Origin of the sequence: Pyrococcus kukulkanii, assembly GCF_041647995.1 — an archaeon.
Classification (GTDB): Archaea; Methanobacteriota_B; Thermococci; order Thermococcales; family Thermococcaceae; genus Pyrococcus.
The window spans coordinates 302,838-328,439 of sequence record NZ_JARRIB010000001.1; the positions used below are offsets into that span (position 1 = coordinate 302,838).

Genomic DNA, 25,602 nt, shown 5'->3' on the forward strand with positions numbered 1-25,602 from the left:
AACACAACATAAAAGCCCAACAAAAATAAGGAATACCATGTTCCGTAGGCATTTCTAAGTGTTTCTCCGTGTTTCGTTACAAAAATTACTATTCTATATGTCCCTAAATTACTTTTACAAGCCTCTCTATCCACGGAGACACTCTAACCCGTATGTAACCTCTGAATTTTTTATCAACTTCTTTATCCCCAGTATAGACCCTAACGATCCCTTCCCTAATCTTTGAGGGTGTGGCAACCACTATAACGTCATCCTTGCTAATCTCGCTAAGCACCCTTGGGGAGAACTGCTGATTTCCCCTTCCAAATAGGAAGTTAAGGCCACCAATAACCGTTACAACTACTTTAGGCCTCTCCTTAAGGAATGACAATAGATCTTTCTCGGAAGCATCCTTAACTAACAGCCTAACCCTACCATTCCTCACCCTGATCACGTCAACTCCCAACAACGTGCCATCTATGCCAAGTCTATCCTTGATCCTCTTTATCGTCGATCCAGCCCCTAAGAAGTAAATCCCATCATTATCCAAGATATCTTCAGCAACGGCTTCAGCTAAAGCCTCTAAATCTTCCTCTTCATCTGTCCTAACGGCCTCTTTGCTACCCTGAACTAACGTTTCAACGACAGGTGTTAAAACTTCATAAAATTTCCTCGCCTTTAGCTCATCCCTCCTGTAAGCATCTTCATCAAGATCCAATATAGGCCTTTTCTCAATACTTGCATTTCCCTTTAGAAATTCCACAAGAACCCTTGCCGCATCCTCCGGAGATGTTGCAAAAACCCCAGAGAACATTTTCACACCCGTAGGGATGCCTAAGATGGGAACTTTTAGATCAACGACTTCAGCTATATCCCTCGCCGTTCCATCTCCGCCAGCAAATACTATGAGATCCACCTTGCCAAGCATTTCCTTGACAAGCTTCTTAGTATCTTCTGCCGTCGTATCAGGAACTTTTACTCCATAGATGTCCCTAAATCCGACCTCTCTATGTCTAATTACCTCATAAGGGAAATTAAATTTCCTCAGATAATCCTCCCCCAGGGGACCTGGGCCCGTTAGGAATTTTATCTCAATATTGTAATTCTTAAGCTCGCTTAAGAATAACTTTGCCAGTTCAGGAGTTACAGGCCTCGCCCCTCTTCTTATTGCCTCCTCAAGGACACCGTCCGTACCCTTGAGGGCTACTCTACCACCCATTCCAGCGATTGGATTCACTATGAAGCCTATCATAATTCTCACCTCATATACTTCCTTGCAAAGACCGTAAGGAAGACCGCCCACATGAACATTCCAAAGATTGCTTCAATCGAAGCAATGACCTTCCCTACACCAACTGGATGTAGATCACCGTACCCCAGAGTTGTTGCCGTAACTATGCTGAAATACATATAGTCAAAGCTTGAATTAACGGGGGTTACTGAAGAGGTTAGGGCATAGAGAACGGGAAAGCCAAATATAACTAAAGCCAACCAAAGGAATACCGGCCTCTTCCAGTCCGTTCCATATTTGCACGTTAAGTCGGCAAAAAAGAACTCGAAGAGCACCTCAAGAAGTCTGAATGTCTTTTTAAGTGTCCTGGGGCCTTTTCTATAGTGTTGAAGAACCCTCTTTCTCCTAGCAAGCATCTCCAGGTAGTAGTACTCATCTGCCTTCTCCTTATCACCGCTTTCCTCCCAGGTGGTTCTGGCTATTCTATAGAAGACTTCAGCTAGGTAAGGATTGTTAAACTGGCAGTTCTCTATAACTATAAAGCCGTAAACTTCAAGTTCAGCCAATAAGTTCGGTAGATAAGCCAAGTTCCAGTTTTCATCACTGTAGAGCTTGGAATTCCTGAGGACAAGGTTATTGTATATCGTGACATGAACGAATTCAGGGTACCGGACCTTACTACTCACAACTTCAACGTGCCCAAGAACAGCAAGGTTCTCAACTAGCAACTGACCTGAGAACCTGTTAATGTATATCCTAACCTGTCTCTTGAACCTGGGGCTTTCATCAAACTTTATGGCCCCTAAGTACAAGATATGAGCCCTAACCGGTCTCTTAGTAACGTTAAACTGGATTCCAAGCTCCTTACTTAGCCTTTCTATTAGGGGGTATCTCGAATTCACGGCGATCCTCCTTACACCGCTAAGATTTGAAATCTCGATTCTTCCCGCCATTCTTCCGAGCTCACCAAACTCCTCCTCTGCTGTAACTTCCTCAGGCCTGAATTCCGTGGAGTTTATCATCACGTACTTAACCGAAGAGTTCCTAATGAGTATTGACGACCTGAAGTCAACTGAACAAATACTTATCCCATAACTGTTAACCCCGGTAACGTAAAGAAAATCTATCGTTGATTCAACGATCACGAGGGAATCAACTTCGGAGTTTATAAGGGTAAGGTTCTTCAGCTTCGATTTTCCTATTATGAGTCTCTTGATCTTGGAATTTCTAAATATTAGGGCCTCTTTAAGCTCCTTCTCTATAATTACGACGTCATACAGCTGAACTCCCTCAAAGTGCCTGACTCCTCTCTCAAGTGCTCTCTCGAAAGCTCTCCTCTTTATCTCCTTAATCTTCTCACCATAGAGCAATTCACCTTCCTCAAATGGGATGTGAAGTGAGCAGTACTTCGAACCCTTAAGGGCCTTTCTCCTACACTTCTTACCACTAGAATAGACGTACTCACACACCTACCCCAGCCTCCTTCTCTTCCTGCATCCTTCTAACTTCTGCCATCTTAATTGCCTCCTCGTGCTCCCTCTCACCCTTAACCCCCCTCATCCTCTTAGATAGAGAAGTGAGAACTTCTTCTGGGCCATACAGAACTACCACATCCCCAGGGAGTATTACGGTGTCACCGTGGGGAGCGCCTAAGTAGACTTCCCTACCTTCAACCTTCCTGTATATGCCCAAGACTAGTATTCCCTCCTTGTCCAGCTGAAGTTCTTTCAGCGACCTGTTCGCAAGCCAGCTCGTCTTTTTAACTTTTATCTGGGCTATGGAATAACCCCTAGTTATACCCAGGAGCTGGGAGTAATCGAGAACCCTAAGTGAAGGTGCAAATCTCTTTAAAATTCTTCTTATCGCTTTTCTCATTAACCTTTCAATGTACTTAGATCGGAAAAACAAGTATAGGGCAAAGAGGCCCACGATCAAAACTACTATCCTGTAACTCGCCTGCTCCCTAGTAATGCCGGTGAAGCTGAGAACGAGCGTGGCTATAGCTGAAGTTATCCCAGCACTCCCCAGGAGCATGAGTATCCTTATTATCTTCCTCCTAACGGGATGAGAAACAACGTATTCACTTTCACTAGTCGTAAACCCAACGCCTGAGAAAGCAGACTGAGCTTGAAAGGCGGCAACATCCTTTGATAATCCGGTCATCTCCAACGCTACAGCCCCTATCCTAACTATTATCGCCGATACGAGTACAACCAGGAGGAAGGTGATTATCGGGATCATCTCTACCAACTATCCCTAGGTGGTTCATAAATGTTTATAAGTTGCAATACGATTAGACTAATCATGTTTCAACAATTTGTTGATAGGAAAAGGGAGCTGGAGGAGTTGGAGAGAGCATGGGAAAGTGATAAGCCAGAGCTAATAGTGATATACGGTAGGAGGAGAGTAGGGAAGACGGCACTCGCCCTAAAGGCATTCGAAGACAAGCCCGTAATATACTTCCTGGCCGATGAAAGGGAAATTGATGAGAACCTAAAAGAGTTCAGAAGCAAAATTGCTGAATTCTTTAAAGATGAAATCCTCGCAAGGTCAAATTTAGACTGGATCGAGCTGTTCAAGTACGTAGGAAATAAAGGAAAAGTAGTTCTAATTATCGACGAACTCCCATACCTCGTGGAGAGTTATAAGGCTTTTCCATCATTACTTCAGAAAGCCTGGGACTTGTACCTTCAGCACTCTAAGGTAAAGCTAGTGTTAATCGGCTCTTCGGTAAGCATGATGGAAAAATTACTCGGGCGCAAAAGCCCCCTTTACGGAAGGAGAACCATGCAAATAAAACTCCACCCCCTCAAGTACTTCCACGTAAAAGAGTTCTTCCCTAAGTACTCCGAGGAAGATGCAATAAGGGTTTATGGAGTTGTTGACGGAATACCACTCTATTTAAAGCAGTTCACGGATGAGCTCAGCTTTTGGGATAACATTAGGTATAACTTCCTAAGGAAAGAGAGCTTCCTCTATACCGAAGCGGAGTTCCTCCTGAGACAAGAATTCAGGGAACCAAGGAGATACTTCTCGATATTGAAGGCAATATCAATGGGGAACACTAAGTTTGGAGAGATAGTGAACGCCACTGGCCTAGACAAAAGCACTGTATCGAAATACCTAGATAATCTAGGGGAAATTCACGTAGTCAGAAAATTGTATCCAGCTTTTGAGCCAGAGAAGAGGAGAAATTTGAGGTACGAGATAACCGACAACTACTTTAAGTTCTGGTTTAGGTTCATCTATCCCAACAGGGAGCTAATCGAGAGGGAGCTCGAGGAGGAAGCGCTAGAAAAAATAAGGGAAGGATTTAGCCAATACATGGGGAGAGTTTTTGAAGAGGTGGCTAGGGATTTCCTGTGGAGCAAATTCAGATTCGAGGCTGGGGGACCATGGTGGAGGAAAGAAGAAGAGATCGACTTTGTGGGCGTTAAAGGAAACACAGCCTACTTCTTCGAGGTTAAGTGGAGCAGACTTAAAGTAAGTGAAGTGCATGAAATCTTAGAAAACCTTGAAGAGAAAGCGGAGAAGGTTAACGTAAAAGCAAAGGAAAAGAAGTTTGGGGTTGTAGCTAAGGAGTTTAAGAAGAAAGAAGGACTTATGTTTGACTTGAAGGATATGTTTAATCCTAGGATTACTTAGCTTGTTAGTTAATTTTTTAGGTTAAGAAGGACTACTTATCAAAGGTGAGTTCGAATGGAAAACCAAAATAACACAGAAGTTGATTTACTAACTTGGGCAAAAGACATTAGAATATGGGAGAAAGAGAGCTGGAATGATTTTGTAAGAGATTTAGAGGGATTATACTCACTGTTAATTCAGTTTAGGGAGTTTCAAAAATGGCTCAAGGAGACATTTAACAACAAGAAAATTTCAACACTCTCAGATGAGCTCAAAGATCCAGCAAGATTAATAGTGGCTGGAGGGGGATATGAAGAGAACGCATTTGCGAGAGCAATGTTCTCTTTATTTGACGTCAAGGTAGCTGGAAGCGACGACTATGAGACGAGCGTTGGAATATATGAGAGAAGGGGAGATAGCGTTAGAATAATAGTCGGAGATAAAATCCTGGGCTTAGAGATTGAAGATTACGAAAGAATTATCCAACAAGTTGAAAAGCTCATTAAAAACTTCAAGGATGCAAAAAGGCCAAACATTACAGAGGATTTCAAGAAATGGATAGATCCAACAATTGAAACCCCAATATTGATTGAAAAACTTAACGAATTGATCAATAGAGGGCTCAGCTTATTGGAACCGAGTAATAGGTATGTCCAATTCCTCACTTACTTCAGAGTTGCAACAACGATGATAATTATGGAGGCCCTTGAATGCACTCCTGCTCAAATTTCCCAACTTATTGAGATAGTAAAGCCCAGACTTTATGACAATCAGCTTCAACCAGCGGAATTTAAAGAAGATACAGAGCTAATATGGGTAATTAATGAAAGTTCACCATTGGCAAATGTCTACAGACTATTTTTAGATGAGGGGGATATTACAAAACTTGTAAGGGGTATCATAGGTAATCAACAGGTAATAAAGGAGTTATTTGGGAATTATTGGAACAAGAAAAAAGAATCAATAATTAGGCTTATAAAAGAAGGAACATGGAGACCCCTACCACAGATTAAGGAGGCATTTTTGGATAAAAGCAAAATATTATGGATAATATGCTCAAGAGATAACATCTATTTTGGATTGATCATTGCAGATACAGAGGGATTTAAGGATGGGGTTGGAGTAGACGTAATACCACTTGAGAACCAATTATGGAATTATCCCCCCTTAATTCGGGAACTCTTCCTCAAACATCGGTATATAAGTAGAGACGTTGTAAGAGATTATCATAACTATATAAACGCATATAAGCCAGACACTTTCATTAGTGGATACACAATCAGTTTGATACTTGAAGATATATTTCCTCTAATTGCGACAAGGTTTTTAGAATTTAGTGGAGTTGGATATTCTACATTATGGGAGTATGGAACATTCAGATACATTCTTCTCAGGCCCAGCGATTGTGATAGATACTATAACCTTATTGAAGAATTAAGGTGGGAAAATGAGACAAGTTCATAAACTTAAAGAAAAACCTATTCCACTTGAAACTAGTGAAGAACCAAGAAAACACCCTAAGAGAAAAAGACCAATAGTAAAGAAGCAGGGAGTCTTCCAAAAACAAAAACTACTACCCCTCCCAAAATTCTCCATTATTCAGCCTACTGGATATTCGATATCTCCGGTAAAGTCCCTACCTAAAAGGATTTCCCCATTCCCCCGATACACACCTCATGCTCCTCCCACTTTCCAAATGTCTCCAAGTCTTAAGATACCAACAAATATTCGTCCTTGTCCAAGGCTTAAACCAGTAAATGGCCTGAAAATTAACATTTCTCTCTTAACTCAAGAAGTATTGATCCAAAAACGAACTCCAAATGTGCTTCCAGCAACCCTTAAAATACCCACTTTGGAATTTACTAAAGAAGTTCTAGTTCCAAAGTCCCAAGTCCTGCTAGAGGATCTCCCAAGAATATTCCCTACCAAATCTCCAGCAATAAAGAACATTAATTTTAACATGCAATACTTTGTTCATACTTTAACCCCACTACCCTCTATTACTCCATTTATGGAACCCAGAATAGAACGCAGATACAGAACAGACATCTTAAAAGTTCAGTCAAAGGCAGTATATCCAACTATATCCTCAATAAAGCTAATTAAGCCACCTCTCACCTTTCAGATATCTTTGATACAAAAAGATAGGAGAAATTCATTACCAACGATTCAATTACTTCAAACTCCAGCTAATATAGAGGTAATGCTAAAGACAGAAGTACCAAGCTCAACCTCCGTTTCGGGATTTCCTTTGATAAGACGGGGATATTCTGCACCGATATCTCTGAATACAACTACATATGTATTACGACACCCACCAGCACCCCTTACACCTACAATCTTTCCTACATATGCACATCAGAAAACCTGGATTAACTTTAGCACTTCATTCTCTGGATTAGGTTATGAAGGGCTAGTTCAGGAGGAGGTTAGTAACATGGAAAGAGAGTCCCTCCTAGACGAATTATTGGGAATTAAAGGAGGATACATACCAAGGGGAGAGGGAGATTCAGGAGACAAGCCAATAATTGTATTTTTATACGAAGATGAAGAAGAATGGCATCCCCAAGTATCATATATCTTGTCTGAATTGTACTCGGAGATTAGAGGTTCAAAACCTACACCTGCACTACGGGAATTACCAAAAGATCCCACGGAAGAGAAATCTGTTGATTCTACGAAAGATCCATATCTATTAACACAATTTAAATTCGAAGGAAGGATTGAAATTATTGATTGCAGAAAAACTACACCATACAATTTGCGGAAATTCTTGGAGATAGTAGAGAGCAGACTGAAAACGGGATACCTCCAAGGATTTGGATTCGTTGTCTTTGTACTGCCAAGAATCTATGCCTCAATAACTGAGGAAATTAAGAGGCTCAAAGAAGAAGTAGAGAAGATAAAGACCATAAAAGGCATTATAAAGGTCGAAATGGATCCGGAAAAGAGGGGAAACATACATCATGTCTACAGGGCACTAACTTATGCAATCCTTGGAATAGAGGACAAATATTCCGACTTTCTTCATGAACTTGAAGCAATAACTCTAGAGTTCAAAAATGTTGTTAAGCTATTCTCCCCATTTGTACCCTACGAAGAAGCTGAAGATATAGAATTTGAATTCAAAGAGCGCGAGCATTACAGGTTAAAGGTCGCCACATTCTCTTATTTAGTTAGGAAGGAGATAGAGAAGTTAGAAAAGATCCCCAGGGGAATAGAGTTTTACAAGTTCCTCCATAAATTAAAACAGGAAGGAGTAATAAAAACTGAGGAGCCTCTAACTGAAGGGATAATCCCAGACATAATCTACACAAGTCCTGAAGAAAAAGCGATAATAGAGATAGAAACCCTCATTGGAAGTGGAGAGCCAATGAAGAAAATAGACAAAACAGTCGGAAAATACATAAAGAAACTTGGTGGCAGAATTCCTCCTGAGTATGAACTCTGGATAGTTCTGAAGCCTGTTTCTGCACTAATCCACTATGAAGAGATTAAGAGAAGGCTTGATATCTACCGAGAACTCTACGAACTCCCAATAAAAGTCAAAGTTTTGGTATTGGATAAACCCGGCAGATGGGAGCTTGTAGATATTGAGGAATTTGCAGATAAGATAAGATCTGCCTTAAGAACTACAAAATCTTTAAGGAAGGCCATTTAATCTTAGATCAAAACCTTTATTAGCAAACTGCAAGACTCAGGAAGCAAGGGATGATGACGGAGATTTCGGCCGAGCTGTGATGACACTCGCATGGGCTGACCTTAAGTTTAAAAGCCAACCCTTCTCTCCTCCTTCATGGCCATGAAATGCTCAAGGTGCGGCAGGGAGGCAGTATACTTCGCGAGGTACGAGGGAAGGTATTACTGCCACAAGCACTTCAACGAGCTAGTCGAAGGTAAAGTAAAGAGGACGATCAGGAAGTACAGGATGATCAAGAGGGGAGAGAGGATTGGAGTTGCAGTGAGCGGGGGCAAAGACAGCGTAGTCCTCCTCCATCTATTGGCTAAACTTAGAAAGAAGTTCCCTTTTGAGATAGTTGCAATAACGATAGATGAGGGAATAAAAGGGTACAGGGACAAGAGCGTTGAAGTTGCAAAGAAAAATGCCGAACTTTTGGGTGTTGAGCACCACATATACAGGTTCAAGGACTACATAGGCTTTACCCTTGACGAAACCGTGGAAATAATGGGGGGAAGAGGAGAGAGGTTAGGGGCATGCTCATACTGTGGCGTCTGGAGGAGATGGCTCCTAAACAAGGCCGCAGAAGAGCTCAAAGTGGACAAGCTCGCCTTAGGATTGAACCTTGACGATGAGGTTCAGGTTTTCCTAATGAACCTAATGAGGGGAGATGTTGCGAGGCTCGGAAGGACTGGACCGTACTACGAGGTGATCCATGAAGGCTTAGTCCCCAGGATAAAGCCCCTAAGGGAAGTGCCAGAAAAGGAGATAGTGCTCTATGCCGTTTTAAACAACATTGAGGTTGACCTCAGCGAGTGCCCATATGCAGTTGAAGCCTTTAGGGCTGAGATAAGGGACTGGCTTAATGAGATGGAGGAGAAGCATCCGGGAACAAAGTATCAGCTTTTGAGGAGCTACGACAAGATATTCCCTCTCCTGGCAAAGACCTATGCAAAAGAGGTAAAGTTGAACCGCTGTAAGCTCTGCGGACAGCCGACGAGCGGAGAAATATGTAAGGCCTGCCAGTTCAGGTTGCAGGTTCACGAGAGGGCCAAGCTTAAGTTCAGCCTGAGTGATAAAAATGGGGAGGATCATCGAAACAGTTCTTTCCATAGAGGAGCTTGAGGAGATAAAGGACAAGGTCGGAGCAAATGTTGAGATTGTTCTGGCAGGAAGAAGGGAGGGCAAAATACCATTAAACGTCGTTCTAATAAAAGGGAGCAGTGAAGAAGTAAGAAAATTTTTGGATAGATTGAAGCTTGCTAGAGCAGGGGGATAGTTTGTTCAAATCAAAGGCTAACCCTTATAGCTATCTCAATAGCCCTCGCTATTGTCTCGAGGGCCATTGAAGGCCTGGGCTTATCTAGGGCCTGCTCGTGGCTGTAGGGAACGTGAATGAAACCGGCTTTGGCATTAAGCTTGTGCTTCGCTATTGTATGGAGAGCCGTGAACATTGCCGTGTTGCAGACGTAGGTTCCGGCAGTATTGGACACTAAGGCAGGAATTCCGTTCTCCCTTAACGCCCTAACTATCTTCTTTATCGGCAGAGTCGAGAAGTAAGCTGTAGGAGCATCATCAAATATCGGCTCATCTTCCGGCTTGTACCCCTCGTTATCTGGCATCGTCGAGTCCATAATGTTAATCGCAACCCTTTCAACTGTTATCGTTGGCCTTCCTCCGGCGAGCCCCGTGGAGATAACAACGTCGGGCTTCTCCTTCAGTATCAGCTCCGGCAGAATTCTGCGGACTCCGTTAAATGTAACGGGGAGGAGCTTCTTTACCACGGTAGCCCCTTCTATCTCATCGGGGAGCAACTTCACTGCCTCCCATGAGGGATTAATTTTCTCATTCCCAAAGGGCTCAAAGCCCGTAACGAGAACCTTCATCTTCGATCACCATCCTGAGTATATCCTCAGGGGTTAAAACCTCAACCCCCTCCGGCTCTTTCTCCAACGAATCTAAACTTGGAACTACTAAAAACCTCCTAGCGTCAATTCGACTTAACTTCTCCTCTATTTTCCTGATCTCATCCCTCCCGACGAACTCTTTCCACTTAACCTCACCAACCATCTCGATTCTCTTAAAGGATCCCAGGGCAACGTCAAGCTGAAGATTGGGAAGTTCTATGTAGAGTCTTTTCATCCCATAAAGCTTTGAAAACAGCTCCGCTATGAAGTCCTCAACGTGAAGGGGCAATTTTTCCTCAACGACTTTTCTTATATATTCTTCAGGAATATCTAGCTCTGTATAGGCATACTTGGCCTCCAAGTAGTAGTGGAGATCAAAAAGAGGCGAAACATGATAGTAGTGGAACTTCTTTCTCCTTTTACCTATCACTTCGACTTTCCTTAAGATCCCCATTTCAGTTAGTATCCCAAGATACTTCTGCAAGATCCCAGGATTATCCTTCTCTATTAGGCCGAGTGAAAAGAGATAAGACGAAAGCTCGGTACTTGTCGTTTTTCCATCTGATACACCTTTTAATATTCCCTCATACACTGAAGTTAGTCTCCTTTCTTCTTCTGTGAATATCTCTCCAATAAGCTCCTTTATCATAAGAGACGAATCATGGAGGAAGTCAGGGAGAAATTTCCTCACTGGCGGAGTGTAGTATGGGATTAAAAGGGGCTCACGCAGGTAAGTTGCCGCTTCGATAAGTTCCTTCTCGGAGAGGTCCTTGGAAAGGCCTATTAGGATGTCCCTCTCGTCAATTAGACTTATCTTTATTGGCCTTACTATCCCAAGGAGGGGACTTCTCTTCCCTAATAGGATCTTTTTGGCAAGCCAGAGTGTGGAGGTTATAAGGATAAGTTCTCCCTTCCCCGAGTTCATGTGAAGTAAATCTAAGAACTCCTCTGGCAATCTGTGAAATTCATCAACTACAACTACACCATTAAGCAATCTTGGAAAAATAGCAAAGAACTCCCTGTAACTCATTTTTCCATTTCTGTTTCTATCGTATACAGTCCCATCCTTACCAACGAAGAAAAACTCGTCATATTGAAGGAAATGCTCAACTAAAAAAGTCTTTCCAGTTTTCCTTCTTCCATAGAGCATCTTCCACCCTGGCGTTTTCAGCTTCGAAATTTCTATCCTTCTAGGAATTATTCTCATGGGAATAATTACAGTGATAATCGTTTATAAGACTAACGAATGGCAAAACACATAAAAGCCTAGAGCAATACCTTCCGATGAGTAAAGAAGGACACTATGGAGGGTTAAAAATGAAGTTTAACATGAAGATAATCACAATCATAATTTTGCATTTGCATTCACTATGCAAATCATTCTACTTCCCCCTGGGACACGCTCACTTATGATGGAGCTTTATACATAAACATAGCAAGGAACTTGGCTGAGAATCCGACGAGCTTTACATTTTTCTTTGAAAGCCTCGTCCTTTAGGGCTTCAAGATAGTCCCTGGAGTGGGTTTCATCCGTGTCCCTCCCCGTTCAGCGGGGAGGAGGTCAGGTATTAAGGTATTTACATGATGTACAGACCTCCCCTGTATCCCCACACCCTCTCCCTGCTCTACCACTTCATCCACGATCCCTTAGCTCAGCTTAAAGTTGCGAGGATAGTTTCAGCATTCTTCTTTGCCCTGACAGCTTCCCTCGTGTATCTCCTCTGCCTTGAATTGTTTGGAGACTTAATCAAAGGAGTTATAGCGTCGCTGTTCTTCATGTTCAACGGCCTCGCGCTCACGATGGGAGGTAGGGAATTAGTTCACAGCGAGTTCACGTTCTTCTACACGCTCGCTATCTACTTCCTATACACGGGGCGGAAAAGAGGTGAGCCTCGCAGGATTTATTTGGCATTCATCTCGGCGGGACTTGCCGTACTGACAAGGTATACGGGGCTCTCGGTAATCCCGGTGTTCTTGGCCTACCTGTGGCTCACCGACTACTGGGGGAGGGTGAAAAAGAAGGAATACTGGATAGGTTTCATGCTCTTCTTCCTTGTTCTGCTACCTTGGCTGTACTTGGGACATCTTCACTATGGAGGCTACTTTAGACCGTTCAAAATAGCAAACAGAGTCGTTACCCTAGACAAGCCAGTTTCAGTTTCAGACTTTCTGAAGTTGCTGTTCAATGACATAGGAATCGTGCTCCCAGCCCTTGCCGTTCTTGGATTCCTGAAGCAGAGACAGTATGAAAAGGGCTACCTTTTGATCGGCTGGTCGTTCATAGGTTTCATTATGATAATGATGGTGACTCATAAGGAAACGAAGTTCATAACGTTCCTTTCTCCCGTCATTGGGATACTCGCCGCGGAGGGCATTGAGCTCATTGGAAAGACAATTGAAATCGTGATTGCCCGCGTTAGAATCAAGAACATTAAACCATGGCTTATAACCCTAGCTCTAGCAATCCTCCTCATAATTCCCATTGCTCAGAAGGGCTTTGACCTAAAGGAGAGATGGAACTCCGTCGGGGTTCAAGAGTCCCACGTGCTGAAGTATGCGAGCGAGAAGTATCCAGCTGAAAAGTTATTTGTTTCCCCCTACCTCTACACCATGGCGGGGTTCTACTATCCCAAAGCTGAGGTCGAAATGATACTCAGGCGGAAGAGCATAGAGGAGAAGATAGCGAGGGGGTACTACGACGTGATAATTCATAAGAACCCAAACGTCTACCTGAACATCCTTACCAGCGGGAAATATGTAAAAGTGGAGGAGTTCTACGGAGGAAGGCTGGAGATATTTGTTAGGAGATAGCTACCAGATCACCTTCTCTTTTTCTTCCTCTTTAAGGGCTTGGGGCAGGGCATATATTAGGAGTACTAGAACAACAAGCCCAAGGACGGCCTCAGTGATAATTAGAATCTTCACGGATTTAACTGGATCTACGAGTCTAGTGAGCTGATAGTACGCTGCGAGAGTATCCACCACCGTGTGAATCCCAGTTAAGGCCAAGAACGTTCTTACCGATGCCCCAGCCAAGAGAATCGTTGTGGCAACATGGAAGAGGACAACCAAGTACCTCTCAGCCAGGCTTAGCATGCCCATAATGAAGGGAACATCAGGAGTTAATCCCTTGAAGTTTATAATAGCAATATTAATAACCACAGCAAATACCTCAGCTATTCCGAAGCCAAGACCTACGAACCCGCCCTGCCTCTTGCTCTTATCCCTGACCAAGGCAAACTTAACTCCCTCCTGAATGAAGCCAGCTGAGAGACCAACCCAGAGGCTGGCAACAAGCATTAGACCTCTCTTGATTATGTCTTTATTAGATTTAATGCCTGCAAGCACAAAAGCCCCCTGCTGTATCAGGCCCTGGAGGAGCATAGCGAAGAAGAAGATGAACACTCCAAGTATAAATTCTGCTCCTTTGAACTTTCTCAGTCCTAAAAGGTACAAGGTAAGCCAAGCCAAAAAACCACCGAGCAGGATGAAAAACGCAGGGTTCATCCTTACTCCCTCTCAACGACCACCGCGGTGCCATAGGCATAAACTTCGGCCGTTCCAGATGAAACATTAGAAGTTGCGAACCTCACATTGACGACGGCATTTGCACCGAGTTGCTTAGCGTGCAGGGCCATTCTTCTGAGGGCTTCCTCCCTAGCTTCTGCCATCATCTGGGTGTACTCCTTAACCTCCCCACCCTTGATGTTCCTAAGGGTGGCGAGTATGTCCCTTCCAAGATGAGTGGCCCTAACGATTCCTCCCCTAGCTATTCCCTTAACCTCAACTATTCTGTACCCAGGGATTGTTTCGGTAGTGACTACAATAACCCCTTCTATTGTCTCCATGAAATACCACCAAAAGAATAAGGGAAAGGGGAGGATTAAAACTTTCCGTAAATAAGGAAGGCCACTTGAAGCAGGGTAACAGCGTAGAGTGCCATCCTAATATCCCTCGACTTCCCGGGCAATCTAAGCAGGAGGGGATCCCTAGCAACGATAGTTGACATCACTGGAACCATGGCAACTAAAAATATATCCTCAAGGGGAAGCTTTATAGCGATGCCTAAGGGTATCATGAACCACTGGAGGCAGATGACCCTGGGAAATCCTGGGGACATTTCTTCTATCTCTCCCTGGGGCTCCTCTTTCATGGTCTCTACCTCATAAGCCTTCCTCGCTATTGAGTACGTTGAAATGGCAATGAGGAACATGCCAATGGCAAAAGTTGAGAGTACAACGCTCTTGCTGGCCCCGATGCAGGACTGAATCAAAACCACAACTCCCAGGATTACGCTCAAGATACCAGCTATTGTATTTGCTCTCCTCCAAGCCTCCTTGGAAAGGTACGTATATGAGAACCTAACCCCAATGAATGGGTTTTGATTGTTCCTCACCGCCAAAGTCAGAACTCCAATTATAAGCATCATCAAGCCAAGCCAAATCAAACTACCACCTCCAAAATCTTAATTATTCCCCTAACTTCCTCCTTAAGTTCCTCTAAAACCTCCTTTCCCTGGGTGGTGAGCTTGTAATACCTCCTAGGCTTCTTGCCAACTAAGACTAGCCTATCTTCTATCAACTTGTACTTCTTCAAGCTCTTCAGCAGATCATAAAGGGTTCCCTCACTGGGGACGAGCCTTCCATTAGTGAGTTCTTCAAGCTTCTTCCTTATCCCGTACCCATGTAGTTCTCCCTCTCTCTCCAAGATGAGGAGCACTAGGTAGGAGTATAAGCCAGCCCTTAGTTCCTTCCTCAGCTTTTCAATGGCCTTCACGTATTCACCTCCAGGTTCGATGCATCGGACCTCGAGGTATTATCGCGAAAATAGTTTATAAACTTACCGGAACTTAAAGTGGTACTCCATTTCGAAAGGCCTAAGAAACCCATGTGCCACGCTCTGAATGTCCTCCCTTCTCCGGGACATCACGTGTATTCTTGGCAATTTTCCCGGGGTTAAAGCCTCCTAGTGAGGTTTTGCCCCAAAAAGATGCTTTACCTGCTTGGGTGAACCCTTATACCTTATAGCTTCCCCTAACCCAAGAGGTCGTCCCCGAGAAAACTGCCAAGTAAAGGGCTGATTTTGAGATACCACCGAATAACAAGTTCTTCCGTTAAAATAATCAAAGACTGCATCGTTTCTTCTTTCCTCTCAGAGGTGCTCTAGTATCTGCTTTAGAATTCTGAAGCCCGTGTTCTTCACTAAAAGAGCAGGCCTTCAAAAATAGGCTTTTGAGAGCTACGATGTTATCTCAGCCGTTCCCTCACACTGCATCATTGTAGTGTGGGTCATCACGGCGATTCTAAGCATTCACGGCAGAAACTCCACCCCCGTTACCCGTCACAGCACTACCGTTCTCGGAAACCCGAGCCCACCAATGCAATGACACACAACGAAACTAATAGAGGTTTCTACCCCATGGATATACTTAACATAAATCCTAAAACTCCTAACATCTTCACCTTTCTGGTTGGTGGCTAAAATGGAGCAGGAGATACTTGAGGCGATAAAATTAGCGGTAACAAATATCCCCCAGGATGTAGTTGAAGCCCTTGAAGAAGCTTATAAAAAGGAAGAGTGCGAGATAGCAAAGTACAATCTCGAGCTCATCCTAAAGGCAGTAGATGTGGCCAAAAAGAAGGGAGTACCAGTATGCCAGGACACGGGGACGCCGATATTCTTCGTTGAAGTTGGGCCTAACGATAACATCCACAAAATCCAGAAAGCAATAATCAACGCCATAAGTAGAGCAACCCAAGAAGTCCCACTGAGGCCCAACGCCCTCTCAGTTTTAACTGGAAAGGTTCTAGGGAACATTCCGGAGATACACTTCGAGCCTGGAAATAAAACGAGAATCAGCATCTTAATGAAAGGAGGAGGAAGCGAGAACTGTTCTGCCCTATTCACCCTGACCCCAGGGGAAGGCCTCGAGGGTGTGAAAAGGAAAGTGATTGAGCACGTGAAGGCCTGCGGAGGGAAGCCCTGCCCGCCGATAATAGTAGGGATTGGAATAGCGAGCCCAGCCGAAAAAGCTATGAGGCTGGCCAAGAAGTCCTTATTCAGAAAAATTGGCGAAAGGCATCCCAACAAAGAGATCGCAAGGTTTGAGGAGGAACTACTAAAAGAGATCAACTCCCTAGGGATAGGCCCCATGGGAATGGGAGGGAAAATTACCGCGCTAGACGTTAAAGTTGAGGTTGAAAGCAGGCATCCAGCGAGCTACATAGTGGCCCTTACCATCCAGTGCTGGGCCCACAGGAGGGCCTTTATCGAGTTTGACGAGGAGGTGAGAATATGGCAGTGAAGCTTGAAACTCCCCTCTCTCTAGATGACGTGCTTAAATTAAAGGCCGGAGACAGGGTTCTCCTCTCTGGAGTTGTGTATACGGCCAGGGATCTGGCCCACAAAAGGTTCCTAACCCAGGGATTTCCCTTTAACCCAGAGGGGGCTGTGATATACCATTGCGGGCCCCTCGTTAAGGGGATGAAGGTAGTATCCGCCGGACCAACGACGAGCGCTAGGATGAACCCTTACCTTAACTTCATATTCTCAAAAGGCATAAGGGCCGTGATAGGGAAGGGAGGAATGAATCCAGAGCCCTTCAAGGGGAGAGGAGTTTACTTCGCCTTCCCAGGAGGAGCAGGAAGCCTGGCTTCGGAATTCGTTAAAAGGATAAGGAGGGTTTACTGGGAAGATCTAGGGATGGCAGATGCCGTATGGGAACTTGAAGTTGAAGAGATGCCTCTCATAGTCGGGATAGACACGAAAGGGAAATCACTCTTTATCTGATTTCTACGAGCTTTCTAAGCTCATGGCTTCCCACTCTACAATATCCAACTTCAGCGATCTCATGGAAAACAGCGCGAGGAATGTATACTTCAAATACCTCACAAACTTTTCAAATACTCCTCCAAGGCTAAGTCTGATTATAGCGGATGAATCCAAAACAAGCCCCATTCTAAAAGCTCCTCCGCTAATTCATTCTCATCATACTCATAGGGATCAATTCCTCTCTTCAATAACTCCCCCAAGAATTCCTGATATGAGACCCCAGCGATCTCAACCGCCCTTCCTATAGAAACTATCCCCCTCCTATGCATAAAGTAACCTAACAAGCTTTTCTGTTTCATCCTTTGAGAGGTACATTTTTCTTTCGAAAGCCTCGCCCTTTAGGGCGGGATGCAGGGATTGAGGGTTCAGCTCTTTTAGACCGAAAACCCTTTTATATTCCACCCTCGTAATAGGGCCCTGGAAGGGGCACTCCAAGTTCATCGTGTCCTCCCGTCATTGAGAGGATGACGCCGATAGGCGTCCTTTCAAGATCTCGGCGGTTGGAACTTTGGGGGTGGCCTCCCAGCGATAACCCCGAGCCCGCTCTGCGGTAGGGGTAATTTCAGGCCGGGCCCGCGGGCTGAACCTCATGGTGATGGGCCCGCAAACCGATGAAAACCCTGAAGGGCAGGGTTATGGCGCCCAAGAGGAACCTCCACCCTTCAGGGCCAGGAGGAGGTCAGAACAACCTCACTCATACATATGAGCTTTAACTCTTCCCTTTATGTCCTTATCCCAAGAAGAAAAAGCGTCAATAAGAGCGCAACAATGAGGTAGGCAAGAGAATACTTGTGAAACTCTTTCACGCTTATTCCCGAAAGCCTTATCACTATGGGGTTTGCGAACTCCCCAACCTCCTCGGTTATCTTAACACCCTTTCCTCCAATAATACTCCTTCACACCATCCTCCCATTCTTTAAAACCTCTCTAACACTATCCCCCACAGCCCTCCCCGGTAATAATTCATAAAAATGTGGTATTAACTCCTAATTCAAGACGGAGAAGACCAACTGCTATAAAAGAACTGACCAAGCACCTCCCTATAGGGGCCATTAGAAAATTAACTCTATTGAAAAAGGTCATGGATCTTTGTATTTGTTCAAGAATTCTTCCTCACTAATTCCTGCCTGTCTCAGGATGCTTTTCAGCGTCCCAATGGCGACCTCCTCGTGGTCGGGAACAATGGCAGTCCTCTTTTCACCGTTTTCTCTTCTCAATTTTATGTGACTCCCTCTCCGCTTAACGACCTTAAACCCAAACTTCTTGACAAGAATTCTGACTATCTCCCTACCCGATAATAATGGAAGCTTCATCAACCTTGACCTCCAAGTGCCGCTTCTGGAAGACCTTCTCCCTCAACTCTGGATAATCCTCCAAGTAAAGCTCTAGTGCCTCCAAGAGGTTAGCGTAAGCCTCATCCGCCGTCCTCCCCTGTGACGCAACGCCCGTGACTGGCTCCTGGGCAACAAACCACTCACCCTTCTCACCCTTCTCCCTCCACATGATTACTATTGGGGCTTCCATACTCCCACCCCTTTAATGTTAGCCTCCCAAGGTATTAAGTTTTTGGCTTAAAAACTAGACATCATCCTTCCCACTAGAATTTCTCTTCCGAAAGAGGTCAAATACTCCCTAGCTTGAGAACCAAGATCTGATAGTTTAAAAAGTCACGAGTCTCGGAAGAGGAGAGAAAAATACGCCTGATCCGGGTATCCACTAACTCAGAGCTCCCCCACCAGATCACGTCTGAAGTCTTTGGATAATCTAACAACTCTTACTCCTGTATCACAAAGATGCAGGGCGGAAGAATGACACCTTTGCAGGAATTGTCTGCACAGGACAAAGTTCCCTCACCTTGTTAGTCAAAGGGACTTTTTACACACAATTCTTCACATACATCAGTGAGTAGTTCTGGTTCCTAGTAAGGGAGATTTTTATATAAAAGACTATTATGGGATATTTCTTGGGAAGGTATATGGCTGATGTTTTACCGCTTTTGAAGAGGGTCGAGAAGATTGAGAAAGAGCTCGAAGAATTGAAGATTGAGCTTATGAGGTTAGAGGCCGATAGGCCTCCTTATGCGGATGATGTTACTGAAGAGGATATGATTGAGGCTGAGAAGGCTCTTGAAGAGATCTTGACTGGTAAGATAAAGCCATTATCAGTTGAGGAGTTCAAGAGGCTCTTAGAAGAGGATGATGGCCAGTTTTCCGAATTTTGCAAGTTCTTTCCATAGACAAGTTTTTAGCTGGCAACCTAATTTTCAAATGTAGATCTCCTTAGTCTTCCTAGGACTTTTTGAGCCCTGCCTTCAAGCTTTTCTGGTTCATTCTTTGAGAGATACTTTGGTATCTTTAACTCTTCCCTTTATGTCCTTATCCCAAGAAGAAAAAGCGTTAATAAGAGTGCAACAAGAAGGTAAGCAAGGGAATACTTGTGAAACTCTTTCACGCTTATTCCCGAAAGCCTTATCGCGATAAGGTTCGCGAGAGAGCCAACCATACTTCCAGTTCCCCCGAGGTTAACCCCCAAGGAGAGGTAGAGCCAGTTCTTTGTCCAGGGCAACATAACCACGGTCGCAGGGACGTTGCTTATAATCTGACTTAGGATGAGAGAGTAAAGGAACGCGCCTGCTGAAGTTAGCTTGCCTATGTTTATCATTGAAGACAACTCGGAGAAGTTTGCGAAGATAAGTGCAAAGGTGGGGACGAGGGCCACATCAAAGGAAAGGAGAACATCCCTCTTAAAAATTAAATACACTAAAACGGTCAAGAGCAGGGAACATCTCGCCAAATCAACTCTCCCCATAACCACGTTAAAAACGAGGAGAAAAGAGGAGAGTAGGAAAAGTTTAACATTAACCTCTACAGGGGGAACTTTAACCTCAATCCTCTTATCCTTGACCATTAGAGAGAACAGGAATAAAATCACGAGCCATAAAAAGACATAGGGTAGCATTCCCTTAATGAACCCAAGGAATGAAAGTGAATAGTGCTTCCATATTATCACGTTCTGCGGATTCCCTATTGGGGTTAAGGAAGAACCAACATTTGCGGCTATGGCAGAGAGGGCAACGGCCCTCGGAACGTTTATTCCCGCTATCCTACCTGTGACAACAACTAAGGGCGTGAATATTAGGATTGCGGTGTCATTCATGATCAACGCCGAGGAAAATGCTATGATTGGTAGGAGGATCATCACTAACTTCCTTTCGGATCCCCTAGATAGTGCTATTAGCTTAATTGCAAGCCTAGTAAATATCCCAGAAAGCTCTAGACCCTTAGAGGTTATTATGAGGGCCGTTATGAGGGCGAGACTCTCCCAGTCAACTAAGTGGAGGCTCTTCCTGGGGTATCCCCTATCAAGTATAGTGAGAACTAGGTACATCACAATAAGAGTTGAAAGGAACCACTCCCGCCTAATAACGTACGATATGCCTCCTAATTTCCTCCGTAAGTGGGTAGTCAGGGACAATTTTCTCGCCATCCGCCGAGACCCTTACGTGCATGATTATAAAGCTTTTCCAGGCAACGGGAACGATCCAGCAACGCTCAGGCTTTCTGTACTCGCAGGCTTCGACAACCCATACCTCCTTAAGGATCTCCTCCATCCTTTTCCTAATTTCATCCTCAGCTACTTGGACTTGGGAATGAACTGGATTACCCTTGGGGGAGGGTCGCATAGTTGAAGGATCGAAGTGAACCCTATCGACAGCGAAGTCCATGTAGAGAACTGGAACGTCAACGTGAATGCCTTCGGGAGTTCTGTGGACTATCACTGGCCCTGGGGTAAAAAGTTTGAGAGCATTCCTAACGGTCTCTATCGCCTTAAGAGAATTCTCAACGCTCAGCATATAGAAGAATAGAAGAAAGAAGGTAAAAATATTTTTCACTTGTGAGCGAAGATCGCTATAACTTTATCCCTCTCTACCCTGTCGATCCTAACAAAGCCAAACCTCTCAAACTGAACCACCTCATCAACCTTAACGTTAGCATCCTCCTCCAGCAGACCCTTCCTGATTATCAACTCATCCCCTTCAGGAATTATGACCTCACAAGGTCTGCCCTCGGTAACCCAGTGGATCATCCTCCACTTGTTCTTCCTAGCGACCTCATAATCGTAGCTGTGGAATCTCGCCTTTATTGAATCCTCCGAGACTTCAAGTATTTCAACGTTGAAGAGATCTTTGAGCCTTACAAAGTTGCCGGGCTTTAGTAGGTTGAGATCATCCTTAGAGACGTAAACCGGCTTTCCTGGGATGAACTTGAGAACCCTGTAGCCCCTCTCGGGATGGTCTGGGTGGAGGGGAATCTTGGCCTCGAACTCTTCCGCGTTCTCAACGTACATCGGGATTGGATCAGCAACAAAGAAGTATCTGTTGGCTATAGGATCGACAAGCTTCCTATTTATTGCAGCTAAGTTATCCCAGCTTACCGTCGTGTCGCTCCTCTTAAGGCCTACCTCTATGATCAGCTCCTTTATTGCCTCGGGTCTTATACCCCTCCTCCTTAAGGCCCTGATAGTTCCAAGCCTTGGATCATCCCAGCCAAGGTACTTACCCTCCTCGATGCCCTTCCTGGTCTTGGACTTGCTCAATATTACACCTTCAATTGACAATCTTCCATGGTGAACTGTAATCGGATACTCCCAGCCAAGGTACTCGTAAATGTAGCGTTGCCTCGTCTCGTTCTCAGCGTGCTCCTGTCCCCTGAATATGTGGGTAACACCGAGCTCATGATCATCTATAGCCGAGGCGAAGTTGTAGAGGGGCCAGACCCTATACTTATTTCCAGTCCTTGGGTGATTTGGATTATCGATAATCCTCAAGGCGGGCCAGTCCCTCACCGCAGGATTTGGGTGATTTAGATCGGTCTTTACCCTAACTACCGCCTCGCCTTCCTTGTACTCCCCGTTGAGCATCTTCCTCCAGCGCTCAAGCTGAACCTCTACCGGCTCATCCCTGTGCGGGCAGGCTATCCCCTTATCCCTCAGCTCCCTAAACTTCTCCGGCGGACAGGTGCAGACGTACGCCTTGCCCATCCTTATCAGTTCTTCAGCGTACTTATAGTAAATCTCAAGCCTATCGCTTGCGTAGACTATTTCATCTGGCTCAATTCCAAGCCACTTCAAGTCCTCAATTATCATCTCGTAAAATATCGGCTCAGGCCTCTTCACCTTTGGATCCGTATCATCAAATCTCAAGATGAACTTGCCATCGTACATGCGGGCGTACTCGTAACTTAAGATAGCTGCCCTAGCGTTGCCCAAATGGAAAGCACCATCTGGATTGGGAGCGAACCTAGTAACCACCTTACCTTTCTCAGCCTTTGGTAGAGAAGGCAATACCTTCTTCTCTTCCTTCTTCTCTTTTTTGACCTCAAAGTACTCCGGATATAATTCTTTAAGCTTGGCCTTCTGCTCCTCAAGGCTTAGGTTGTTTACTTCTTCTACTACCTTGTTCACAATTGGGACTATCTCCCTTGCCTTTGGCCTAAGCTCCGGATTCTCACCCAGGATTTTACCTATGACGGCTTTTGAATTAGCTTTACCATCATGTTCTACTGCGTTAATGAGAGCGTACTTCCAGGCTATCCTCTCGACTTCCATAAGCAACACCCAAGTGAGTTGGATTGAAGAAAGGTTATAAAGCCTTTCTAGAATTTTAGAAACGAAAAGTTAATAAAATTTTTGGCAGAGATTAGTGTGAAGGTGAAGGGAAATGGTGCACGAGTACATTAAAGGAAAAATTAAGGAGTTCACTAAGGAGGAAAAAGAGAAGAGGTATAAGTACCTGGGGAAGGAGGTTATAGATGTAGGTGATCCTGGGCTTGACAGCATTCCAGAGTTTTATGGAATAGCTAATGCAATATGGAGGGACTGGAAGAACGGGGAGATAAACACGAAGACGGCAATAGGAAGACTAGCCCTGCTGAAGCTACTAACCTACAAGAGTAAGAACAGGAAGATCAAAGACATCCCAGAGGAAGAGCTTGAGGAGGTTAGGAAGTTCATAGACTACGTAATCCAAGTAATCGAAAACGAGAGCAAGAGAAGTCAGCGATAGCTGGTGTCATCACACCTCAGTCCCGAAACCGGTCATCATCCCATAGAGAATTCAAGCAAAGAGTTAAAAAGAATTACATAGTGAGAACAGTTACATCATAATCCCACAAGCCACAAGATACTTCAAGGTTTCTTGCGGTTACTCAATTTTTAGCCCAGGATCGCCTTCGATAATCCACAAATCACACTTATTATATCAACTTTTTGACTTTGAAATGCCAATTTCGGCCATTTTCTGACCTCCTCCCCGCCCTGAAGGGCGAGGCTTTCAAAAGAAAAAAGTAATGAATCCAAATATTCTTGAGCCATACTTTTAAAATAGGAAAATAAAATCTTTCGGAGCTTTTTTCGATAAATATTAGTGGAGGTTGGAGATATGGTTATTTGGAGGAAGAATGCGAAACCTTCATATTACCCTTGATGAGGATGCGGGCGAAGCTCTTTATCTGAATTCCAAAGAAGATTTTGGTGGGCCCGCGGGGATTCGAACCCCGGACCTCCGCCTTGTGAGGGCGGCGTCATAACCAGTCTAGACCACGGGCCCTTCCCGAACAAACCTGACTGAAGATTAGTTTTTAAGGATTTCGTGTTGAAAAAGCGAAAGTCATTTATACATACTTTTGTCAATTGCCGATTGGGGGAGATGGATGAATCAACTCGAAGCAATGAAGGAGAAAATCAAAGTTATCAGAATGCTCAGGGTTCTCAAGAAGTCTTACACCTATGAGGAGCTTTCTAAGATCACCGGACTTCCAATCACCGTTCTAAATAGATACGTAAGGGGGAAGGTTCTACCAAGTGTTGAAAGGGCGAGGGAGCTAACGGAAAAGCTTGCCCCATATCTTAACCTCGAAGAAGAAGTTAGAAGGAGATTAAAATATGACTCCTTCGGGTTTTTTGATACAATGAGCGTTTTAAGTGATACTAACCTCCTCGCACTAATAGCTGAAGAAGTTGCCCTAAGGTACATGAAAACGGGAGTTGGGAAAGTTCTTACGGCAGCAACCGATGGTATTCCCCTAGCCGTGCAGATAGCAAACGAGCTCGGTATTGACGTTATCTACGCAAAGAAAAAGAAGGAGGTTGGCGTGGACAAGTTTTATGAAGTAAACTACGTCCCAAGTGCTTCGGGAAGTATAACAACACTCTACCTCCCAGTTTGGGCCTTGAAGAGGGGGGAGAGAGTTCTTATAGTGGATGATGTAATTAGGAGCGGAGAAACCCAAAAAGCCCTAATAGAGCTCTGCAAACAAGCAGATGCAATGCCAGTAGGAATGTTCTTCTTGATAAGCGTTGGAGATATAATTGATAAGCTGAGAGAGGAGTACAACATCCCCGTAGAAGCCCTAGTCAGGCTTTAAGGCTCCAACCTAAAGTCCTCCTTTACTATCTCCAAAGCAACGTGGGTGTTCGTTTTTTCAACTCCATCTATACTTAAAACGCTCTTGACGAACCTGTTCATATCCTCCCTATTTCGAAACTTTGCAACAACAATTATGTCGTACTCGCCGGTAACATCATAAACGCATGTCACATGTTTGTCTTTTGAGATTATCCTCTCGATCTCCCTTATTTTCTTCCCCTGGGCCTTTATTCCGATTATGGTGGTCAACTCATATCCTATGGCTTCGTAGTTTATCTTTACAGTAAAGCTCTGGATAACTCCGGAGTCCTCAAGCTTCTTTATCCTGTTATATATTGTCCCCACAGCAACATTTAACTCCTTGGCTATCTCCCTATACGACGTTCTCGAGTCCCTTAGAAGAATAGCAAGAATTTTCCGGTCTAATTCGTCTAGCTCCATGCTCATCACCTTTCAGCACTTCTCCAAAGTACCTCTCAACTATGGCTTCAATTGTATCTCCCTCCGGGTGGCCTATTCCGGGGCAGTTACTGTCCTTCTTTACGTAAACCTCTAGCTTGTTCCCGTGCTTTATTAGAACGAAGGGATAAAGCTTACAGGCTAGAGGCCTATGCTCGTATATCCTGCACTTCTTCGTCTCAGGATCGAGGAAAACACAGGCATCATCAAAGGGTCTCTTCTTCATTGCATATCCCAAAAATTTGGGTCCCCTGTAGAACATCTTAGTATAGTCCACGAAGTACCCCTCATCGTATCCCAGAGCCGTAATCCTCTCTATGTCCTCTTCCCTAAGGGGAATATCATTTTCAATGCAACATTTTGCACAGTTCTCCAAGCACTTGAACCTGAAATCCCTCCTTACAACTTCTACCTCCCCAGTTTTCATATCCACTACCGCTATCAGCTCCTTCTCCATACCCCCCAC

The 25,602-nt window shown here is 44.4% G+C and carries 29 protein-coding genes and 1 tRNA gene; 11 read left to right on the top strand and 19 right to left on the bottom strand.

Annotated elements, in window-relative coordinates:
* Nucleotides 1–103 precede the first annotated feature (103 nt).
* Genes P8X24_RS01820 through P8X24_RS01830 form a run of 3 tightly spaced genes read right to left on the bottom strand, consistent with a single transcriptional unit; the run spans nt 104 to nt 3,451 of the window.
* Nucleotides 104–1,231 (bottom strand): ATP-NAD kinase family protein, encoded by a 1,128-nt coding sequence (locus P8X24_RS01820; RefSeq protein ID WP_372913801.1) that lies wholly within the window; start codon nt 1,229–1,231, stop codon nt 104–106.
* 5 nt (nt 1,232–1,236) lie between these two features.
* Nucleotides 1,237–2,679, bottom strand: a complete 1,443-nt coding sequence (locus tag P8X24_RS01825; RefSeq protein ID WP_372913802.1) for a potassium channel family protein — start codon at nt 2,677–2,679, stop codon at nt 1,237–1,239.
* Nucleotides 2,672–3,451, bottom strand: coding sequence for a TrkA C-terminal domain-containing protein (locus P8X24_RS01830; protein ID WP_372913803.1), 780 nt, complete (start codon nt 3,449–3,451; stop codon nt 2,672–2,674). The genes P8X24_RS01825 and P8X24_RS01830 overlap by 8 nt, the downstream gene beginning before the upstream one ends.
* Nucleotides 3,452–3,514: 63 nt before the next feature.
* Here P8X24_RS01830 and P8X24_RS01835 point away from each other — a divergent pair, with 63 nt between their 5' ends.
* From P8X24_RS01835 to P8X24_RS01855, 5 genes are all read left to right on the top strand, one after another.
* A complete protein-coding gene (locus P8X24_RS01835; RefSeq protein WP_372913804.1) occupies nt 3,515–4,855 on the top strand; it encodes an ATP-binding protein in 1,341 nt (446 codons plus the stop codon).
* Between the two features lie 54 nt (nt 4,856–4,909).
* Nucleotides 4,910–6,298, top strand: coding sequence for a hypothetical protein (locus P8X24_RS01840; protein WP_372913805.1), 1,389 nt, complete (start codon nt 4,910–4,912; stop codon nt 6,296–6,298).
* Nucleotides 6,282–8,495: a hypothetical protein gene (locus P8X24_RS01845; RefSeq protein ID WP_372913806.1), complete on the top strand. Its 2,214-nt coding sequence runs from the start codon at nt 6,282–6,284 to the stop codon at nt 8,493–8,495. Before P8X24_RS01840 ends, P8X24_RS01845 begins: the two co-directional genes overlap by 17 nt.
* A gap of 141 nt (nt 8,496–8,636) precedes the next feature.
* Nucleotides 8,637–9,638 (top strand): TIGR00269 family protein, encoded by a 1,002-nt coding sequence (locus P8X24_RS01850; protein ID WP_372914172.1) that lies wholly within the window; start codon nt 8,637–8,639, stop codon nt 9,636–9,638.
* Complete coding sequence (locus P8X24_RS01855; RefSeq protein WP_372913807.1) at nt 9,595–9,792, top strand: TIGR04140 family protein; 198 nt, start codon at nt 9,595–9,597, stop codon at nt 9,790–9,792. Before P8X24_RS01850 ends, P8X24_RS01855 begins: the two co-directional genes overlap by 44 nt.
* Nucleotides 9,793–9,802: 10 nt before the next feature.
* On the opposite strand, the gene pcp is transcribed toward P8X24_RS01855, so the two are convergent.
* Together pcp and P8X24_RS01865 are read right to left on the bottom strand one after the other, a co-directional pair.
* Nucleotides 9,803–10,399, bottom strand: coding sequence for a pyroglutamyl-peptidase I (pcp, locus tag P8X24_RS01860; protein WP_372913808.1), 597 nt, complete (start codon nt 10,397–10,399; stop codon nt 9,803–9,805).
* The gene (locus P8X24_RS01865; RefSeq protein WP_372913809.1) at nt 10,374–11,627 is read right to left on the bottom strand and encodes an ATPase; all 1,254 of its coding nucleotides are present in this window, start codon (nt 11,625–11,627) and stop codon (nt 10,374–10,376) included. The genes pcp and P8X24_RS01865 overlap by 26 nt, the downstream gene beginning before the upstream one ends.
* Before the next feature lie 374 nt (nt 11,628–12,001).
* Between P8X24_RS01865 and P8X24_RS01870 the strand changes: the two genes are divergently transcribed.
* Nucleotides 12,002–13,231 carry an ArnT family glycosyltransferase gene (locus P8X24_RS01870; protein ID WP_372913810.1) on the top strand — a complete coding sequence of 410 codons (1,230 nt, stop codon included), beginning with the start codon at nt 12,002–12,004 and terminating at the stop codon, nt 13,229–13,231.
* Here P8X24_RS01870 and P8X24_RS01875 read toward each other — a convergent pair whose 3' ends face one another.
* Genes P8X24_RS01875 through P8X24_RS01890 form a run of 4 tightly spaced genes read right to left on the bottom strand, consistent with a single transcriptional unit; the run spans nt 13,232 to nt 15,196 of the window.
* Nucleotides 13,232–13,927 (bottom strand): YhfC family intramembrane metalloprotease, encoded by a 696-nt coding sequence (locus P8X24_RS01875; RefSeq protein ID WP_372913811.1) that lies wholly within the window; start codon nt 13,925–13,927, stop codon nt 13,232–13,234.
* Nucleotides 13,928–13,929: 2 nt separating this feature from the next.
* Entirely contained in the window at nt 13,930–14,268 is a 339-nt protein-coding gene (locus P8X24_RS01880; RefSeq protein WP_372913812.1) for a YbjQ family protein, read from the bottom strand.
* A 35-nt stretch (nt 14,269–14,303) separates the two neighbouring features.
* Nucleotides 14,304–14,867, bottom strand: a complete 564-nt coding sequence (locus tag P8X24_RS01885) for an SdpI family protein (protein WP_372913813.1) — start codon at nt 14,865–14,867, stop codon at nt 14,304–14,306.
* Nucleotides 14,864–15,196 (bottom strand): PadR family transcriptional regulator, encoded by a 333-nt coding sequence (locus P8X24_RS01890; RefSeq protein ID WP_372913814.1) that lies wholly within the window; start codon nt 15,194–15,196, stop codon nt 14,864–14,866. The genes P8X24_RS01885 and P8X24_RS01890 overlap by 4 nt, the downstream gene beginning before the upstream one ends.
* Nucleotides 15,197–15,902: 706 nt before the next feature.
* Between P8X24_RS01890 and P8X24_RS01895 the strand changes: the two genes are divergently transcribed.
* Both P8X24_RS01895 and P8X24_RS01900 read left to right on the top strand, forming a co-directional pair.
* Nucleotides 15,903–16,724, top strand: a complete 822-nt coding sequence (locus P8X24_RS01895) for a fumarate hydratase (protein ID WP_372914173.1) — start codon at nt 15,903–15,905, stop codon at nt 16,722–16,724.
* On the top strand, nt 16,715–17,209 hold the full coding sequence (locus P8X24_RS01900) for a FumA C-terminus/TtdB family hydratase beta subunit (protein WP_372913815.1): 495 nt from the start codon (nt 16,715–16,717) through the stop codon (nt 17,207–17,209). The genes P8X24_RS01895 and P8X24_RS01900 overlap by 10 nt, the downstream gene beginning before the upstream one ends.
* A 137-nt stretch (nt 17,210–17,346) precedes the next feature.
* On the opposite strand, the gene P8X24_RS01905 is transcribed toward P8X24_RS01900, so the two are convergent.
* From P8X24_RS01905 to P8X24_RS01920, 4 genes are all read right to left on the bottom strand, one after another.
* On the bottom strand, nt 17,347–17,520 hold the full coding sequence (locus P8X24_RS01905; RefSeq protein ID WP_372913816.1) for a UPF0175 family protein: 174 nt from the start codon (nt 17,518–17,520) through the stop codon (nt 17,347–17,349).
* Nucleotides 17,513–17,692 (bottom strand): hypothetical protein, encoded by a 180-nt coding sequence (locus P8X24_RS01910; protein WP_372913817.1) that lies wholly within the window; start codon nt 17,690–17,692, stop codon nt 17,513–17,515. Before P8X24_RS01910 ends, P8X24_RS01905 begins: the two co-directional genes overlap by 8 nt.
* A 638-nt stretch (nt 17,693–18,330) precedes the next feature.
* Nucleotides 18,331–18,564 carry a type II toxin-antitoxin system HicA family toxin gene (locus P8X24_RS01915; protein ID WP_068323417.1) on the bottom strand — a complete coding sequence of 78 codons (234 nt, stop codon included), beginning with the start codon at nt 18,562–18,564 and terminating at the stop codon, nt 18,331–18,333.
* The gene (locus P8X24_RS01920) at nt 18,539–18,775 is read right to left on the bottom strand and encodes a hypothetical protein (RefSeq protein WP_372823209.1); all 237 of its coding nucleotides are present in this window, start codon (nt 18,773–18,775) and stop codon (nt 18,539–18,541) included. The genes P8X24_RS01915 and P8X24_RS01920 overlap by 26 nt, the downstream gene beginning before the upstream one ends.
* Nucleotides 18,776–19,226: 451 nt before the next feature.
* On the opposite strand from P8X24_RS01920, the gene P8X24_RS01925 reads away from it, so the two are divergent.
* Nucleotides 19,227–19,487 carry a hypothetical protein gene (locus P8X24_RS01925; protein WP_372913818.1) on the top strand — a complete coding sequence of 87 codons (261 nt, stop codon included), beginning with the start codon at nt 19,227–19,229 and terminating at the stop codon, nt 19,485–19,487.
* Between the two features lie 131 nt (nt 19,488–19,618).
* Here P8X24_RS01925 and P8X24_RS01930 read toward each other — a convergent pair whose 3' ends face one another.
* Genes P8X24_RS01930 through P8X24_RS01940 form a run of 3 tightly spaced genes read right to left on the bottom strand, consistent with a single transcriptional unit; the run spans nt 19,619 to nt 22,858 of the window.
* Nucleotides 19,619–20,737, bottom strand: a complete 1,119-nt coding sequence (locus tag P8X24_RS01930; RefSeq protein WP_372913819.1) for an SLC13 family permease — start codon at nt 20,735–20,737, stop codon at nt 19,619–19,621.
* Entirely contained in the window at nt 20,670–21,104 is a 435-nt protein-coding gene (locus P8X24_RS01935) for a hypothetical protein (RefSeq protein ID WP_372913820.1), read from the bottom strand. Before P8X24_RS01935 ends, P8X24_RS01930 begins: the two co-directional genes overlap by 68 nt.
* A gap of 35 nt (nt 21,105–21,139) precedes the next feature.
* Nucleotides 21,140–22,858, bottom strand: a complete 1,719-nt coding sequence (locus P8X24_RS01940; RefSeq protein WP_372913821.1) for a glutamate--tRNA ligase — start codon at nt 22,856–22,858, stop codon at nt 21,140–21,142.
* Nucleotides 22,859–22,970: 112 nt separating this feature from the next.
* On the opposite strand from P8X24_RS01940, the gene P8X24_RS01945 reads away from it, so the two are divergent.
* Complete coding sequence (locus P8X24_RS01945; RefSeq protein ID WP_372913822.1) at nt 22,971–23,315, top strand: hypothetical protein; 345 nt, start codon at nt 22,971–22,973, stop codon at nt 23,313–23,315.
* A 465-nt stretch (nt 23,316–23,780) separates the two neighbouring features.
* Here P8X24_RS01945 and P8X24_RS01950 read toward each other — a convergent pair.
* Nucleotides 23,781–23,858, bottom strand: a tRNA-Val gene (locus P8X24_RS01950).
* A gap of 103 nt (nt 23,859–23,961) precedes the next feature.
* Between P8X24_RS01950 and P8X24_RS01955 the strand changes: the two genes are divergently transcribed.
* The gene (locus tag P8X24_RS01955) at nt 23,962–24,675 is read left to right on the top strand and encodes a phosphoribosyltransferase family protein (protein ID WP_372913823.1); all 714 of its coding nucleotides are present in this window, start codon (nt 23,962–23,964) and stop codon (nt 24,673–24,675) included.
* Here the strand turns inward: P8X24_RS01955 and P8X24_RS01960 are convergent.
* Entirely contained in the window at nt 24,672–25,118 is a 447-nt protein-coding gene (locus tag P8X24_RS01960; protein ID WP_372913824.1) for an Lrp/AsnC family transcriptional regulator, read from the bottom strand. The genes P8X24_RS01955 and P8X24_RS01960 overlap by 4 nt on opposite strands.
* Nucleotides 25,051–25,593, bottom strand: coding sequence for a YkgJ family cysteine cluster protein (locus P8X24_RS01965; protein ID WP_372913825.1), 543 nt, complete (start codon nt 25,591–25,593; stop codon nt 25,051–25,053). The genes P8X24_RS01960 and P8X24_RS01965 overlap by 68 nt, the downstream gene beginning before the upstream one ends.
* Nucleotides 25,594–25,602: the final 9 nt, after the last annotated feature.